The 17,517-nt window shown below is 63.1% G+C and carries 8 protein-coding genes; all 8 read left to right on the forward strand.

What is annotated here, in order from left to right; translation table 11 throughout:
* The first annotated feature begins 103 nt into the window (after positions 1-103).
* The 8 genes from FCS99_RS05000 (at position 104) to FCS99_RS05035 (ending at position 17,489) form a co-directional block, all read left to right on the forward strand.
* On the forward strand, positions 104-6,280 hold the full coding sequence (locus FCS99_RS05000; protein WP_138510974.1) for an Ig-like domain-containing protein: 6,177 nt from the start codon (positions 104-106) through the stop codon (positions 6,278-6,280).
* A 177-nt stretch (positions 6,281-6,457) separates the two neighbouring features.
* Positions 6,458-7,468: a LacI family DNA-binding transcriptional regulator gene (locus FCS99_RS05005; protein WP_171036241.1), complete on the forward strand. Its 1,011-nt coding sequence runs from the start codon at positions 6,458-6,460 to the stop codon at positions 7,466-7,468.
* 164 nt (positions 7,469-7,632) lie between these two features.
* Positions 7,633-10,593, forward strand: coding sequence for a TonB-dependent receptor (locus tag FCS99_RS05010; protein WP_138510976.1), 2,961 nt, complete (start codon positions 7,633-7,635; stop codon positions 10,591-10,593).
* A 143-nt stretch (positions 10,594-10,736) separates the two neighbouring features.
* Entirely contained in the window at positions 10,737-11,453 is a 717-nt protein-coding gene (locus FCS99_RS05015) for a SapC family protein (RefSeq protein ID WP_138510977.1), read from the forward strand.
* The gene (locus tag FCS99_RS05020; protein WP_138510978.1) at positions 11,446-12,474 is read left to right on the forward strand and encodes a cupin-like domain-containing protein; all 1,029 of its coding nucleotides are present in this window, start codon (positions 11,446-11,448) and stop codon (positions 12,472-12,474) included. Before FCS99_RS05015 ends, FCS99_RS05020 begins: the two co-directional genes overlap by 8 nt.
* Positions 12,471-13,973, forward strand: a complete 1,503-nt coding sequence (locus FCS99_RS05025; protein WP_138510979.1) for a tryptophan halogenase family protein — start codon at positions 12,471-12,473, stop codon at positions 13,971-13,973. The genes FCS99_RS05020 and FCS99_RS05025 overlap by 4 nt, the downstream gene beginning before the upstream one ends.
* Positions 13,974-13,975: 2 nt before the next feature.
* Positions 13,976-14,929 carry a glycoside hydrolase family 16 protein gene (locus FCS99_RS05030; RefSeq protein WP_138510980.1) on the forward strand — a complete coding sequence of 318 codons (954 nt, stop codon included), beginning with the start codon at positions 13,976-13,978 and terminating at the stop codon, positions 14,927-14,929.
* A gap of 13 nt (positions 14,930-14,942) precedes the next feature.
* Positions 14,943-17,489, forward strand: a complete 2,547-nt coding sequence (locus tag FCS99_RS05035) for a glycoside hydrolase family 3 protein (RefSeq protein WP_138510981.1) — start codon at positions 14,943-14,945, stop codon at positions 17,487-17,489.
* Positions 17,490-17,517 lie beyond the last annotated feature (28 nt).

A 17,517-nucleotide genomic window follows, 5' to 3' on the forward strand; every position in this document is an offset into this window, starting at 1 on the left:
AAACGAACCCCAATCAACTTGAAAATTAACGCCTTTTTGCCGTGCGCGCGCAGCGTGCGCTCGTGCCTGTTGCGTGACGGGAAAGGGCGAGGGGGACAGTGACATGCGTGTTTGGGTTCGGGACTTGGCGTCGAGTGCGGCGTCGGTGAGGGCGGCTGTCTGCCGGGGGGCGGCGGTTCTGGTTGTGGCCGCGATGAGTATGGGCGGGCTCGCCCAGCCGGCCCGGGCAGACACACCGGCCCCGGTCGTCCAGTACATCAACGGCGCCACCTACACCAATCTCGACAGTCTCCAGTTCACGATCTACTTCTCGCAAATGGTGGTCAATGTTGATGCAGGGGACTTTGAAGTGTCCGGCACAACGGCGGGCGTCACGTCAATAATTCCCGCCGGGAGTGGCGGCTTCCTTGTGACGGTGTCCGGCGGCGATCTGGCCGACCTGAACGGGGAGGTTCGCCTCGGCATTGCCGACAGTAACGATATCCAGAACCTCCTCGGTACGCCCCTTGGCCCGTTCGACCCGGGGGTGAGTGACCCGACAGTCGTCAACAATACGCCGCCGAATTGCGCCTTTTCGACGACAGAGCCGGCTCCGGTTTCCGGCGAGTTCGTGGTCGATATCACCTGTCTGCCGCAGGATGGTTTTGCGGACTACATTGCCACCTACTCCTTCAGCAGCAGTGATTTGAATGTGACCAATGCGTCGATCGAAAGCTTCAGCGTCCCGTTGAATGGAGCGCCGGGCTCGGTCACGCTCCGCCCGCAGGCATCGGGCGAGATCACGGTCAACCTGCCTGCCAACAGTCTGTTTGACGAGGCGTCCAACCCCAATACCGAGTCCACCGAATTCTCGATCCAGGCAGAGGCCGGCGAGCCGGAAATCAGCTTCAGCTCGACCGCTTCTTCGCCGGTGAATGCGCCCTACACGCTGATCATCAATTTCAGCGAGGATGTGACCGGTTTCTCCGCGAGTGCGATTGGTGCGGCGGGTGCTTTTGTGTCCGATTTCACCGTGCTGTCCGCGAGCTCTTACAGCGTCTTGATCACTCCGGCCGGAAACGGGACGCACTATGTCGGCGTCGCGGCGAATGCAGCCAACGATACCGACGGATACGGCAATCTGGCACCTGAAGCCTTCGAAATGACCTACGACGGCTCCGCGCCCACGGTCAGTTTTTCAAGCGCTGCCAGCAGCCCTTATGCCCTGAATGCGACCTTCGACCTGAATCTGCAATTTTCCGAGACCGTTTCCGGGTTCGAGGCTTCGGACCTTGTGGTGGTCGGTGGCAGCGTTCAGTCCGTCAATACCGGCACCAACACGGCGACCGCCACCATTCTGACGACCCAAGCCGGCACGCTGACCGTCAACATGGCGGCTGATCAAGTCCAGGATGCTGCCGGCAATGGAAATACGGCTGCCAGCCAATTCAGCCTGGAAATCGATGGCACCGCGCCTGTCGTATCCGATGTCGATCGGACTTCGCCATCCGCCAGCCCCGCACAAGCGGACGCGGTCACCTGGAACGTGATTTTCTCCGAAGCGGTGAGCAATGTCTCGGCGGATGATTTTGAGCTGACAGGCAGTTCGCTGGGGATCGCCAGTGCGACAGCGCTCAGCACCAGCGTCTACCGGGTGACCACGGATACTGGCCTTCTTCCGGACGCAACCGGGACCGTGACCCTCGCGCTAGCCGGAACCTCGAACATTGTGGATGCGGCGGGCAATCGGCTCACCAGCCTGGTTCCAGCCCGCCTCGATGAGCGGTCTGTCGTTCTCGACAATGCAGGACCGGTCCTGCTGTCGATCGAGCGCTCCGACCCGACCGGTTACTACACGAATGGCACCCAGGTTGAGTGGCTTCTGACCTTCGACGAGCCCGTGTCCAATGTGACGGCATCGGATTTTGACGTGTTCGGGACCACGGCCAGCGCCTCTCCGAATGTCCAGGGCAATGAAGTTCGGGTTTCCGTTTCCGGCGGCGATTTCTCCACGCTCAACAATGCCGGTGTGCGGCTGGAAATCAGCCGCACAAACGGGATCACGGATGTGCTGGGCAACGCGCTGAGTTCCACCTCCCCGTCCGGAACTTGGGAGTCCAGCTATGGCGTCGATCATACGAGCCCGGTGCTCCAGTCGATCCGCCGCTACGACCCGACCGACCAGGCCACGAATGCCGACAGCCTGACCTGGATCGTCTCGATCAACGAGCCCATCCAAGACGTCACGCCTGCCCATTTCGGTGTCAGCGGGACAACCGCGACCGTGACCAGTGTCACCGGGGGCGGTTTTGGCGACGCGAACGACAAGGATGATTCATCCCTGAGTGCCGGCCGTATCCCGCCTGGCTATATCGTGACCGTATCCGGCGGCGATCTCGCCGATCTGGGCCTTGATGCTCCCGAGCGCGTGGAACTCTTCGTTGATCCCTCCAGCGAGGTCATCCGGGACTTGCACGGCAATGCGCTGGCCTCCACGTCCCCGACGGGCGAGCACGAATTCTACGACGTCCAGAATGGCGGACCCCAGATTGCCTCGATCACGCGCTCGACGCCGGGTGATGAAACGACCAATGCCGACAGTGTGACCTGGTCCGTGCAGTTTTCACGAATCTCGCCGGCTTTCAGCATGGCACCCGAAGACTTCACCCTCACAGGCACGACAGCGGATCTGACGGTTGAGCGTTTCTCCATCGGGTTCAACGTCACGGCTTCCGGCGGCGATCTGGCGTCTCTGGATGGTGAGATCGCGCTGACGGTTTCCAATGCCGCGCTGACGGACGAGATCGGGAATACACTGGTCAGCACCACGCCGAGCGGGGCCAATGACAATACATTCGTCCTCGACAACACCGCGCCCACGGCGAGCCTGGCCTATGAAGGCAGCGAACCCGAGTCCGGTGCCTTCGGTGTGGACGTCACCTTCAGTGAGACGGTCACAGGCTTCACGATTGATGATCTGGCGCTGAACGGCGCGACCGCGTCGAACCTGCAGGGGTCCGGGGCCAGCTACACGGTCGATGTTACGCCTACAGGCAGTGGAACGGTCAGCATCGCGCTGGCTGCCGGCGCCGCGGCAGATGTCGCGGGCAATGAAAGTCTCGCAGCGTCCTCTTTGGAGGTAGACGTTGATGTCGATGCACCGACCGTGACGCTGAGCAGTTCGGTGAGCGGGCCGGTGGCCGGAGCCTTCGATGTGGGTGTCGACTTCAGTGAGGCCGTGGCCGGACTGACGATCGGCGGTTTCAGCGTGACCAATGGTGCGGCCACGAATCTGACCGGTTCGGGGGCGGCCTATTCGGTGACCATCACCCCGGCTTCGGACGGCGATGTCACGGTGCTCCTTTTGGCTGACGCGGCCTCTGATGCGGCCGGCAACGGCAATGAAGTCTCGACCGAGCTGACGCGCTCTGCCGACTTCACCGCCCCAACGCCCGTTCTGGCAAGCAGCACGGCCGGTCCGGTTTCGGCGGCCTTCCCGGTCACGATCGTTTTCGACGAGGCCGTGACAGGCTTCACGGTCGCCGACCTGTCCGTGACCAATGGATCGATCTCCAGTTTCACCGGCTCCGGGACTGACTACACGGCCACCATCACGCCCTCCGATGACGGGACTGTCACGGTCAGCCTGGATGCCGGGGGCGCTGAGGATGCTGCCGGCAATGCCAGTGTGGCCGCCAGCGATCTGGTGCGTGAAGCGGATCTCACTGCGCCGGCCGTGGCCCTCACAACGGCTGCGGGCGGTCCGGTCTCCGGTGCTTTCCGTGTGAATGCGGCTTTTGACAGCGATGTCACAGGTTTCGGTCTGGATGATCTGGTGATCGGCAATGGTTCGGCCGCTGATCTCAGCGGATCCGGCGCGGACTACAGCTTCCTGGTGACGCCGGCTGATGATGGCCCGGTCACGATCGAACTGCCGGGCGGCGCGGCTGAAGATGCGGCCGGCAATGCCAGCACGGCGGCGGAGGCGCTGAGCGTTGACGCCGACCTGACAGCGCCGAGCGTGGTTCTCAGCACCTCGCTGGAGGGTGCGGCCGTTGACGCTTTCATCCTGACGGTGACCTTCTCCGAGGACGTCACGGGCTTTGCGCTTGACGACCTGGACATCACCAATGGTGAGGCGTCCGGGCTGTCGGGAAGCGGCTCGGTCTACACGCTGACCGTCACGCCGACGGGCGGCAATCCGCTGACGATTGCGCTGGCGGCCGGTGCCGCCCTTGATGGCGCGGGCAATTTCAGCCTCGCGGCCGAGACTTTCGAGGTGGAAACCGATGCGGTGCCGCCGGTTCTGACCCTCGGTCTACCGAGTGCGGATGTGGAAGGGCCGTTCGAAGCGACATTTGATTTCTCCGAACCGGTGACCGGCTTCTCGATCGAGGATGTCGGTGTGTCCAATGGTGATGTGTCCGCTTTTACAAGCGTATCCGCATCGCAATTCACAGCCACGATCACGCCCCGGACCCTGGGCACGGTCGGCATCAGCATTGCTGAAGGCGCCGCGTCTGACGAAGCGGGCAATCCGTCCGAGCCGGCCAATGGTGAGGTTGAAGCCGTCGCGCCGCCGGTCGAGGTGAATCTGACGGTCGGCGATGATGTCGCCGACGTGACGCAGATTGTCACCACGGCGAGCATTTCCAATCCGGGCAGTGAGGCGATCGAGTTTCGCGTTGATGTGGATGTGGACTGGTTCGACGTGACGCCGCGCTCCGGCACGATTGCGGGGCTGGATACGCTCGATCTGGTCATTGCCGTCAACGACCAGGCCGAGGCCCTGGCCGCCGGCTCCTATACCGGGCGGATCACCGTCGTGAATCTCGGTGCGGCTCCAGCCGGTCAGCGCGGTGTCTTGGGCGCGGAAGGCGAATCCATTGTGGTCTCCATCCCGCTTACCATCACGATTGCCGAGCGCCGGGGTACGATCCAGCTTGTGGCGACCACGCCGGGGGGTCTGCAGCGGGATGAAAGTTTCACCTACGAGTCTGGTGATCCCGACCTCGACGGGCTCAGCCTGACGACATCCGGCGGCCTGGCGTCCAGTGCACCGGTTCGCAAGCTTTTTGGCACTTATGACATCACCCAGGCCCTGCCGCAGGGCTGGCGATTGGACAGCCTGGAATGCTCCGGCGATCTGGATGGTGGCAGTGTCATTGATGTCGCGGCCGGCCGGGTGGATATCGACCTGGACCCGGAAGAGGACATTGTCTGCACCTTTGCCAACACGCGTGATGAGGCGGAAATCCGGCTGGCCACCCAGCGCGCGATCCGGAACTTCATGGTGCGCCGGGCTGACCGGATCCTGGATGCGAGCCCCGATCTGTCCCGCCGGTTTACGGACCGCGTCACGACGTCGCCGGGACATGTGGCGGTCGACATCACCCGCAACAGCCGTCTGGCGAGCCTGTCCACCAGCCTGTCGGGCCTGCGCAACCATGCCAAGCAGGGCCGTCCGCAAATGCCGGATACGCAGAACACGGACACGGCAACGGACTGGGATGCCTGGCTTTCGGCCAATTACAGCGCAGTGAGTGATGACCGGGCCGGTGATCTGTCCGAAAGCACATTCGGCATCGTGCAGATGGGCGCGGACTGGCAGGCCTCAGAAGGCCGTCTCTTTGGCATCATGCTTCAGCGGGACTGGATGGATGATGTGTCCGAGGACATCGCCGCCCGGGCCGGCGGCATCCGGGGTGCCCGGGTCAGTGGGTCTGGCTGGATGGCCGGTCCCTACCTGGTCCAGCAGGTCCGTGACGGTGTCTGGCTGGATGCCATGGCGCTCTACGGGACGTCCACCAATACGGTGGATCCGCTGGGGCTCTACGAGGACGAGTTCGAGACCGAGCGTTACATGCTGCGGGTCAATCTGACCGGAGAATGGAGTCATGAAGGCTGGCGCGTCCGCCCGTCCGCCAGCCTCGCGCATTTCGAGGAAACCCAGGCGTCCTACACGGACAGTCTCGGTATCGTGATTCCGGAGCAGACTGTATCGGTCGGCCGTTTCGAGGCCGGTCCGGAAGTCGCTTACCGGTTCGATCGAGGCACAGACGGCTGGTGGGAGCCCATGGTCGGCCTGACCGGGGTCTGGGACTATAATCCGGCCACGCTTCTGGACGAGAATGGCGGGCTCGTGGGCACTGGCGATGTCCGGGCCGATGCCCGACTCGGGGTTCAGGGCGAATTCTGGGGCGGCGCCATCCTGCGCTTCACCGCGGATGTGTCCGGTCTCGGGACCGGCGATTTTGACGCGCATTCTGCCCGTCTGGAAATCCGGATCGGTCTGCAATAGGCTTGCTGGCGGCGGGCAGGTCCCGCCGCCCACACCTGTCCCGCAAGGCCTCCGCGATGGCCTCGCAAGCGCGCGCTGCGGCAGCGCTCCTAACCCTCTTGCTCTCAATTGTCCCGTGTGGGACAAATGTCCCAACAGGACAGGACAATTTTGGGTCCTGATTTGCCGGGGAGCGCCATGGGGAAGATTTCGGATATTGCGGAACGGGCGGGTGTGTCGTCCAAGACCGTGTCGCGGATCCTCAACGGGCATCCCAATATCAGCGAGAAAACCCGCCGCAAGGTGGAAGAGGCCATCACCGCGCTGGGCTATGAGCCGCGGGCTGCGTCCGCCGGTTTCAACGGGGCCGGGCATCGCGGAATCGGTGTCCTGTTCGGGGATCCGGATGCGGGCTACCAGATCAGTGTCTACCAGGCCTTGCTCGACGCCTGCCGCGACAGCGGGTATTTCCTCGCGGTCGAGGCGTTTGACGAGACGGCCAAGGACTGGGGTGATCAGGTCCGGGGCTTTATCGAACGGTCCGGTGTGCGCCGGGTCATCCTGGTGCCACCGCTTTGCGACTCCTTCGAAATCCAGAACCTGCTCAAGCAGATGGGCGTTCACTTTGCCCTGATATCGCCGTCACGCCCGGTGTCCGGCGCGGACTCCATCGCCATGGACGATCGCCTGGCGGCGATGGAAATGACTCAACATCTCATTGGTTTGGGGCATCGGCGGATCGGTTTTCTTAGTGGCCGTCCGGGCCATGTCGCGACGCTCTTGCGCCGGCAGGGTTTTGACGAGGCCTTCGGCCTGGCGGGTCTGCCCCTGCCGGAAGAAAGCCTGATCCGGTCGGCGGACTTTTCCTTCCACCCCGCCATGGACGCGGCGCGCTCCTTGCTGACCTTGCCGGATCGTCCGACGGCCATATTTGCCTCCAATGACGAGATGGCGGCTGCGGTGATCATGGTGGCCAATGATCTGGGCCTGTCCATTCCGGCGGACATTTCCGTGGCCGGCTTCGACGGGTCGCAGATTTCCCAGACGATCTGGCCGGAACTCACGACGGTGCGGCAGCCTTATGAGGCGATGGCCCGGATGGCGGTCGAACTGGTTTCCAGGCCGGATTCGGAGGCCGGGCAGGCGGCCGGGATCCAGGTTCTGCCCCACACACTGGTGGTTCGGGGGTCAACCGCGGAAAAGGCCTGAATCGCCAAGCATTGCAGGGAATGCCGCCGTCTTCAGAATACAGTATTGTCCCAAAATTGTCCCAATAATGGGGCGAAAACAAGACAAAAGTTGACACAAAGAGACAATTTGTGGAGCATAAGCGGACAAACCCGGTCAAAACCGGGGTGTTCAGGGGAGAGAAAATGCCTACGAAATTACGTTCGCGCGTGCTCATGCTCGGCGCGTCGATCTTGGCCTTGTCCGCTGGGACAAGCCCGTCCTTCGCGCAGGACGGTGCCGAGAACGATGATGTCGACGTCATCACCATCAGCGGTATCCGCCAGAGTCTGGCCGCATCCATGGACATCAAGCGGGATGGCCAGGGTGTGGTGGATGCCATTTCTGCCGTCGATATCGGTAACTTCCCCGATACCAACCTCGCAGAATCCCTGCAGCGCATCACCGGCGTCTCGATCGAGCGCAATAATGGTGAAGGCGCGACCGTCACGGTTCGCGGCTTTGGTCCGGAATTCAACCTGGTGACGCTCAATGGCCGGCAAATGCCGACCTCGTCGCTCGGCGACGGCGCCAGCCCGCCCTCTTCCCGCTCCTTCGATTTCGGCAATCTGGCCTCCGAGGGCATTGCCGGGGTCGAGGTCTACAAGACGTCCCGCGCCTCGGTTCCCACTGGCGGCATCGGCTCGGTGATCAATATCCGCACGACGCGCCCGCTCGAAGCGCCGGGCATGCGGTTCGTGGTCGGCGGCAAGGGCGTCATCGACTCGACCGAGCTTTACAGCGACAGCATCACGCCGGAGATCTCCGGCATCTATTCCAACACCTTCGCGGATGACCGCGTCGGTGTCGCGGTGTCTGCCAGCTATCAGGACCGCCAATTCGGTCATGCCCAGGCCAATGTCGGCTGGCGTGACGGCTATCTGGGCTCGGAAAACAATTGGGGCTCCCTGGCCCAGCCCGGTACGCCCGGCTTCGCCAACATTACCAACCGCCCGGGGCCGGATGATGTCTATGCGGTTCCGCAGAACGGTGAATACGCCCTGTCGGAAATTCAGCGGGAGCGGATCAATGGTCAGCTGACCCTGCAATTCCGCCCGGTCGATTCCGTCACCGCGACGATGGACTACACCTATTCGCGCAATGAATCCTCCGTGCGTACGGGCATGGTCGGCATCTGGTTCAACCATGCCGATACGTCCAGCGCCTGGACGGACGGACCGGTTGCCGGGCCGATCTTCTATTCCGAAGACTTCGGCACCGCCTATTCGGACCTGTCCTATTCCGGCGCCCTGACCGAGAATGCCTCGATCAATCGCAGCCTCGGTTTCAATGTCGAATGGGATGTCTCGGACACTCTGTCCCTGGAGCTCGACTATCACGACTCCTCAGCGGAATCGAAGCCGACCAACCCGTACGGCACCAGCGTGTCTGTCGGCACCGCCGTCTTCGGTGTGGCCATGCAGGGTCTCGACTTCAGCGAAGAGCTGCCGGTCCTCTATTATGATGCGGCACCGGGCATGGACCCGGCCGATGCATCGAACATTTTCGCGACCGGTAACGCCTTCCGGAACGCCTATCAGCGTTCGGACATCGAGCAGTTCCAGCTGCGGGGCAGCTATCGTCCCGAGATCGATTTCGTGGAGAGCCTCGACTTCGGCGTCAGCGCCACCGAGAACCGCGTCCGCTCGGCCTATGGCTTCCTGCAGAATGACTGGTGGGGCGGTATCGGTCCGGCCTCGGACATTCCGGATGACATCTTCGTCCAGCGCTCCCTGCCGAACCATTTCGACACCCTGTCGGGCAGCGACAATCCGAACATGATCCAGAACTTCTATACGTTCGATTTCGAGCGCATGGTGGGTCTGATCGATGGTCTGTACGGCGCCTGTGGCGGTAACGGCAATTGCCTGGCCGACTACACGACCGACCGCCGGATCAGTGAGGAAAGCCTCGCGGCCTATGTCCAGGCCGACATGGCCTTCGACGTCTTCCAGCGCCCGGCCCAGCTCGTCATGGGTCTGCGCTATGAAGAGACCAGCATCGACTCGTCCGCCCTGGTGCCGATCCCGATCGGGACGCAATGGGTCGCCGACAATGAGTACGGTCTGATCTTCGACGGATCGCAGGACTTCACCACACTGACGGGCGAGTACGACCACTTCCTGCCGGCTGTCGACTTCCGGGTCGATGTTCGTGACGATGTGGTGCTGCGGGCGTCCTACAGCCAGTCCATCACGCGTCCGGCCTACAACCTGCTGCAAGGTGGTCAGACCGTGGATCAGCTCTTCCGCATTGCCGGCGGTACGGGCAGCCAGGGCGATCCGGGGCTTCTGCCCTTCGAGTCCGAGAATTTCGATCTCTCGGCTGAATGGTATTATGCCGACGATAGCTATTTCTCGATCGGCTACTTCCGCAAGAACGTCGAGAACTTCATCAGTTCCGACGTGGTCGATGTCACTGCCTTCAACCTGCCCCACCCGGGCCAGGGCGATCGTGTAGCCGCTGCCATTGCCGCGCTGGGTCCGAATGCGACCAGCACGGATATCCGCCAGTGGATTTTCGACAATGCGGATCCGTCGACCTTCATGGTCACGGGCACGAACAGCCTCGGCTACACCACGGGTAATATCTATGGCGTGGACGGCGAAGATCCCTTCGTGAACTTCGAAGTGAATGTGCCGGTGAACAGCGATGAAACCGCCGAGCTTTCCGGTTGGGAAATCGCGCTCCAGCATACGTTCGGGGATAGCGGGTTCGGCATGATTGCCAACTACACGATCGTCGAGGGCGACGTGGAGTACGACAATACGCTGCCGTACAATGTGACCCAGTTCACGCTGACGGGGCTGAGTGACAGCGCCAACCTGATCGGTTTTTACGACAAGGACGGTATCCAGGCCCGGATCGCCTACAATTGGCGTGACGAATACCTGGCCGGTAACGGGATCAATCCCTTCTACCGCGAGGCCTATGGCCAGATCGACATGAATGCCAGTTATGAAATCCGCGACGGTCTGACCGTCTTCGTGGAAGGCATCAATGTGACCGATGAGGCCACGCGTGGCCATCGCCGTCACCCGAACACCGCCTTCTTCGCGGCCCAGGGTGGTGCGCGTTACATGTTCGGTGCGCGCTACACATACTAGCACCGAGACCGGTGTCTGTTCCGGGGTCCGGGGGTTTTTTGAACCCCCGGACCTCTTCCGGACGACGCCTTCCGGCCTGTCGGCCCCCGGAACTGGCCAAAATCGGCTATTTTGCGGGTTGGACAGCCACAGGAGCGATCAAGATGAGCCGCCACAGCCCCCTCTCCAGCGACACGCACAAAACCCTCCGCGTCAGCCGCGCCCGCAAGGCCGAATTGGGTGATGCCGAGATGTGCTGCCTCGTTGTTCCCGCGGAGTTCCGGGAGGTCCAGGCGCACTATCCGATCGTCTTCCAGAAAGACCCGTCCCAGGGCAGCATGAATGCCGTCGCCCTGTTCGGCTTCACTCGGGGTGAAAACCTTTTTCTCAATGCCCGAGGCTGGGATGCCCGCTATGTCCCGCTGGCCATGGACACCCGTCCCTTCCTGGTCGGACTGGACCGGGACGGTGGATCCGGGGCGCATGTCCATATCGACCTGGACCATCCGCGCGCTGAGGCGAAAACGGGTGAGCGCGTGTTCGATGAAGCCGGCGAACCCACGCCCTTCCTGCAGGCGATGACCGGCAAGCTGGGCCGCCTCCATGAAGGCTATCAGGCCAGCCGCGGTTTCTTCGACGCTCTGGAACGCCACGAGTTGCTGGAGCCTTTCTCGCTCGAGATTTCCCTAGATGATGGCAGCCAGAACCAGCTCGTTGGCTTCCAGACCATCAATGAAACCCGCCTCCAGTCACTGGATGCGGCCGCGACAGCCGAATTGCATGCAACCGGCTATCTGATGCCGATCTTCATGGCGGTCGCCTCCCTGTCGAACCTTGCCGACCTGGTCGGCCGCAAGAATGAGAGCCTGGTCCATGCTTGATCAGGCCGCCGGCATATTCGCGGAGATGGAACCCATCGCAGAGCGCGATGCCGGTGACCTGTCCGCGCTTGAAGCCGGATTTGCCACGCGCAAGCCTTTCATTGTCCGGGGTTTGGCCGCCGATTGGCCGCTGACCCGGGCTGCCCAAACCTCTTCCTCCGCCGCAAGGGCCTATCTGTCCGAACGGCAAACGCAGCGCCCCTTCGTTGTGACACTGGGGCCGGCCTCCATGGCCGGCCACATTTTCTACGACGAGAACATGGCGGTGAATATCACCACGGAGCGCCTCCCGCTGGACGCCTGCCTGGAGCGCATGGCCCGGGCGGAGGCCGAGACGCCGTCGCCGACGGTCTATCTGAGCTCCACGGACATGCACACCTATTTCAGGGGTCTGGCGGACGACCATTCGCTCGACCTGGGCGATCGCGATCCGCTGGCGAGCATCTGGATCGGTACGCGGACCCGTGTCAGCGCCCACAATGATTTCCCGGACAACATGGCGTGCGTGGTCGGTGGTCGCCGCCGCTTTGTCCTGTTTCCGCCGGACCAGTTCCGCAATCTCTATATCGGCCCCATCGATAACACGCCGGCGGGACGTCCGATCAGCCTGGTCGACTTCCACAGGCCTGACTTCGACCGGTTTTCCAAATTCCGGGAGGCTTTGGAAACCGCGCAGGTCGCAGAGCTGGGGCCGGGCGATGCGATCTTCATCCCCTCCATGTGGTGGCACCATGTCGAGGCGCTGGATGCGTTCAACATCCTGGTGAATTTCTGGTGGCGCGACACGCCGGCCCATCTGGGCCTGCCCCAGGACGCGCTGAATCTGGCCATGATGTCGATCCGGGACCTGCCAGACGCGGACCGCCAGCTCTGGCGGGATTTGTTCGACCATTATGTCTTCGAGGCTGACGAGACCGTGACGGCCCACATTCCCGAACAGGGCCGGGGCATTCTCGGTCCGATGACGCGGGAGATGGCGGGGCGCATCCGGGCCTATTTACTGAGGATCCTGAACCAATGACGCAGGCGAGCCAGAGCGCCGTTCGGCGCGTCGTGATTGCCGGGGGCGGAACCGCGGGCTGGATGACGGCCGCTGCGATCGCCAAGACGATGGGCCCGACCGTCGATCTGACCCTGGTCGAGTCCGAGATGATCGGCACGGTGGGGGTCGGCGAGGCCACCATTCCGCCGCTGCGCACCTTCAACCGCCTGCTGGACATTCCCGAAGACGTGTTCATGCGGGAGACCAAGGCCACCTTCAAACTGGGCATCCAGTTCGAAGGCTGGACGGACGGGTCCGACCGATACATCCACTCCTTCGGCACGACGGGCCGCGATCACTGGACCAGCGGCTTCCAGCATTTCTGGAAGCGCGGCCGGGTCGAGGGCATGGCCGGTCCGCTGAGCGATTATTGCCTGGAGTACAAGGCCGCTTTGGAAGGCAAATTCGCCCGGCTACCCAATGACGGCATGAATTACGCCTATCACTTGGACTCTGCGCTTTATGCCAAATATCTGCGCGGTTTCGCCGAACAGCACGGGGCCGTCCGGATCGAGGGCAAGATCAACGAAGTCGTGCTGGATCCGGAGAGCGGCGACATCACCGCCCTGGATCTGGACAATGGTCAGAGGGTCGAGGGCGACCTCTTCATCGATTGTACCGGCTTCCGGGCGCTTCTGATCGAGGGCGCGCTTCAGGCGGGCTATGACGACTGGACGCATCTATTGCCCTGCGATCGCGCGATCGCGGTCCAAACCCGGGCCGTGGGAGCCGCGGCACCCTATACACGCTCCATCGCCCATGATGCCGGCTGGCAGTGGCGCATTCCGCTGCAGCACCGCATGGGCAATGGCATCGTCTATTGCAGTCAGCACCTGTCTGATGACGCGGCACGCGAACGGCTCCTGTCCACGGTCGAGGGCGAAACCCTGACCGAGCCCAATCAATTGCGCTTCCGCACCGGGATGCGGCGCAAGCATTGGGAGCGTAATTGCATTGCCGTGGGACTGGCCAGTGGCTTCATGGAGCCGCTCGAATCCACCAGTATCCACCTGATCCAGAGGTCCGTCCTGCGTCTGTTGCGGATGTTCCCGGTAGCCGGGGTGATGGCGTGCGACCGGGACGCCTTCAATGAGCAGACGGTCGAGGATTTCGTCACGATCCGCGACTTTCTCGTGCTGCACTACAATGTCACCGAGCGCACCGACAGTGCCTTCTGGCGGCAGTGCCGGCGCCTGCCGATCCCGGACAGTCTCGCCCACCGGATTGAACTCTTCTCGAAGACCGGCCGGATCCACTGCGCCGGGGATGAATTGTTCCGCGAAAACTCCTGGCTGCAGGTGATGCTGGGTCAGGGCCTGGAACCGGACTTCTACCACCCGATCGCGGACAAGATGCCGCGTGAGGAGCTCCAGCGCTTCCTCGAGCAGATCCGGCAATCCGTCAGCCAGACCGTCGACGGCCTGCCGCTGCACGAGGACTATGTCCGCCAGTATTGCGATGCCGGGGAGACGGTCTGACGATGTTTCTCTCCGTCTTCATTCTGGCCGGAGCCCTGCAGGCTTCGCAGGGCGATGCTGGCCCGGAGACCGGTTGGCAACTGGTCTGGCAGGACGAGTTCGACGGAGAGGCGATCGATCCGTCGCGCTGGGGCCATGACGTGGATTGCTGGGGTGGCGGCAATGCCGAGCGCCAGTGCTACACGCCCTGGCCGGAGAATTCCTCGGTCGAAGACGGCAACCTTGTCCTTACGGCCCGGCACGAGACTGTTGAAGGGCCGGACCGACCGGCCGATCAGCTGGCCGATGGCGAAGAGCCGGAGATCGTGCGTCGCGAGTACTCCTCCGCTCGGCTGGTCACGCGCGACCGTGCTGCCTGGCGCTATGGCCGGATCGAAGTCCGGGCCGAGCTGCCGCGCGGTCAGGGTGTCTGGCCGGCGATCTGGATGCTGCCGGAAGACAATGTCTATGGCGGCTGGGCCCTGTCCGGCGAAATCGACATCATGGAAGCGGTCAATCTGGGCACGCCATGCGAAGAATGCGCCAGCGGGGTCGAGGACCGGGTTCTGGGAACGCTCCATTATGGCGGCGCCTGGCCGGACAATGCCCATTCGGGCAGTTCGGTTTCCGTCGCCAATGCCGCGGAAGGCTTCCACATCTATGGCATTGAATGGTCGCCGGCGGCGATCACCTGGTTTGTCGATGGCGAGGCCTACGCCCGCCAGACGCCGGATGACTGGCATACCCGGGGCGAGGCGCCCACGGCCACGCCGGCAGCGCCTTTCGACCAGGCCTTTCATCTCATTCTCAACATCGCCATCGGCGGCCACCTGTCCGAGGACAACAATCTCGGCGGTGTGTCCAATGAAGGATTTCCCAAGGTGATGCGGGTGGATTGGGTGCGGGTTTATGCCTGCGCCGACGGATTTCAATCAGACGGGACCTGCCCTGCCGGCGGCTCCCCCGACAGTCAGTGAGGGCAGACGGACCATGAAGTTCACGCACGCTTTTTCTCTTCTTGGCCTTGTGTCTGTCCTGGTGTCGGGCTGTGAAACCGAACCGGCACCGGTGGCGGTCGAAACGGCTCAGCCTGTCCAGGAAGCCGGGTCTGGCGTCAATCCGGACGTCTGGCCGGACGTTCAGTCGCCCTTTGTCCAGGATGATGCCCTCGAAGCCCGTGTGGCCGAGCTGTTGTCGCGCATGACCCTGGAAGAGAAGGTCGGCCAGGTCATCCAGGCCGATATCGCATCGGTCACGCCGGACGAGGTGCGCGAATACAATCTCGGTTCCGTGCTGAATGGCGGCAATTCCGCGCCGGGCAATGACAATTACGGCCCGCCCTCGGGCTGGGTTGAACTGGCCGACGCCTTCTGGGACGCCTCGACGGACACGTCGGATGGCGGGGTTGGCATTCCGGTCATGTGGGGAACGGATGCCGTCCACGGGCACAATAATATCGGCACCGCGACCATCTTTCCGCACAATATCGGCCTGGGCGCCGCCGACAATCCGGACCTGATCCGCCAGATCGGCGAGATCACGGCCCGCGAAATCCGTGTCACCGGGCAGGACTGGACCTTTGCGCCAACCCTGGCCGTGGTCCGCGATGACCGCTGGGGCCGGACCTATGAGAGCTATTCGGAAGATCCGGCCATCGTGGCGGCGTATGCGACGGCCATGATGCAAGGTCTTCAGGGCGAAGTCGGTGATGCCGACTTCCTGCAGGGCGAGCATGTCTTGGCAACCGCCAAGCACTTCATTGGCGATGGCGGCACGCATCGTGGTGTTGACCAGGGCGATAATCGTGCCAGCGAGGCCGAACTGGCCCGCATCCATGGCGGCGGTTATCCGCCGGCGATCGAAGCCGGCGCGCTCTCGGTCATGGCCAGCTTCAATTCCTGGCATGGCGAAAAACTGCATGGGCATGAGGGCCTGCTGACCGACATCCTCGTCGAGCGTCTGGACTTCACCGGCTTTGTCGTGGGTGACTGGAATGGTCACGGCCAAATTGAAGGTTGCACATCCACATCCTGTGCCCAGGCCTTCAATGCCGGTGTCGACATGTATATGGCGCCGGACAGCTGGCGGGATCTGTACGCCGCCCTGCTGGAACAGGTGCGTAGCGGCGAGGTGTCGATGGAGCGCCTGGATGAGGCGGTGTCCCGCATCCTGCGTGTGAAAATCCGCATGGGTCTGATGGAGGCGGCGCGTCCGTCCGAGCGTCCGCTGACTGGCGAGTTCGCGCAGCTGGGCGCACCGGAACACCGCGCTGTGGCGCGTCAGGCTGTCCGGGAATCGCTGGTTCTGCTGCAGAACCGAAATGGTGTTCTGCCCATCGCGTCCACGGCCCGCGTCCTCGTCGCTGGTGAAGCGGCCGACCATATCGGCCAGCAATCAGGTGGCTGGACCATCAACTGGCAGGGCGAGGGGAATGAGAATTCCCACTTCGGCGACGGGACGAGCATTCTCGATGGCATCCGCGAAGCCGTCGAAGCCGATGGCGGAACCGTCACATACCAGGCTGATGGGGCTGCCGAAGGCGAATTCGATGTCGCCGTCGTCGTGTTCGGTGAGACGCCCTACGCTGAATTCCAGGGCGATGTCCCGCATCTCGATTTCGCCGATGAAACCGGGCTCAACCTGCTGCGCAGCCTGTCGGCGCGCGGCATTCCGACCGTGGCGGTTTTCCTGTCCGGCCGGCCGATGTGGATGAATCCGGAACTCAATGCAGCCGACGCCTTCGTGGCGGCCTGGCTGCCGGGTTCCGAAGGCAATGGTGTGGCGGATGTCCTGGTGGGCGATGCGTCCGGCGCGCCGCGTCATGATTTCACCGGCCGTCTGTCCTTCTCCTGGCCGGCCCGCCCGGACCAGAGTCCGCTCAATTGGGGTGATGCCGACTATGCGCCGCTCTTCGCCATGGGTTATGGCGGCAGCTATGCCGAACCGCCGGCGGATCTGGGCGAGCTGGATGAGACGCTGGCCGTAGGTGCGGCCGCCGCCGGCAGCAGTACGCTGATCAATTCAGGACGCGCAGCCACGGGATACGGTCTTGTGCTGACCACCCCGGGCGCCGGACCGGTCGATGTTTCAGGGCCGCGCACGCAGACCCGTGACGGGACGCTGTCGGCCGTTGCCGAGGACCGTTTTGCCCAGGAAGACACCAAGCGCTTTGAGTGGAGTGCTGAAGGGAGTGTTCGCCTCGAACTGGCCAGCGAAGGTCTGCGGGATCTGAGCGCAGACGGCCTGGCGTTGCACCTGGTCTACGCCGTCCCGCTTGCCCCTCAAGGCGAAGTCGCCTTCGTGATGGGCTGCGGTGAGGCCTGTGAAGGCCGCCTGGATGTCACGGCGTCGCTCCGCGTGGCCGAGGGCAAGGGATGGCGGGAGGCGTCCGTGCCGCTCAGCTGTTTTGCTGATGCCGGTGCGGATCTGAGCCAGATCAGCCTGCCGCTGTCGATCGAGTCCGACGGACCGGCCTCGCTCTCCCTGTCGGATGTGCGTATCGTTGATGCGCCGCCCGGTGCCGGTTGCGAATTCTAGTCGGGGCGCAGGATGGAACTCGCGGCAG

Origin of the sequence: Maricaulis alexandrii (assembly GCF_005871165.1) — a bacterium.
Classification (GTDB): Bacteria; Pseudomonadota; Alphaproteobacteria; order Caulobacterales; family Maricaulaceae; genus Maricaulis; species Maricaulis alexandrii.

Excerpts from the sequence above, each read along its gene's own strand:
- FCS99_RS05000 (WP_138510974.1), top strand. The coding sequence starts at position 104 with ATGCGTGTTTGGGTTCGGGACTTGGCGTCGAGTGCGGCGTCGGTGAGG.
- FCS99_RS05005 (WP_171036241.1), top strand. The coding sequence starts at position 6,458 with ATGGGGAAGATTTCGGATATTGCGGAACGGGCGGGTGTGTCGTCCAAG.
- FCS99_RS05010 (WP_138510976.1), top strand. The coding sequence starts at position 7,633 with ATGCCTACGAAATTACGTTCGCGCGTGCTCATGCTCGGCGCGTCGATC.
- FCS99_RS05015 (WP_138510977.1), top strand. The coding sequence starts at position 10,737 with ATGAGCCGCCACAGCCCCCTCTCCAGCGACACGCACAAAACCCTCCGC.
- FCS99_RS05020 (WP_138510978.1), top strand. The coding sequence starts at position 11,446 with ATGCTTGATCAGGCCGCCGGCATATTCGCGGAGATGGAACCCATCGCA.
- FCS99_RS05025 (WP_138510979.1), top strand. The coding sequence starts at position 12,471 with ATGACGCAGGCGAGCCAGAGCGCCGTTCGGCGCGTCGTGATTGCCGGG.
- FCS99_RS05030 (WP_138510980.1), top strand. The coding sequence starts at position 13,976 with ATGTTTCTCTCCGTCTTCATTCTGGCCGGAGCCCTGCAGGCTTCGCAG.
- FCS99_RS05035 (WP_138510981.1), top strand. The coding sequence starts at position 14,943 with ATGAAGTTCACGCACGCTTTTTCTCTTCTTGGCCTTGTGTCTGTCCTG.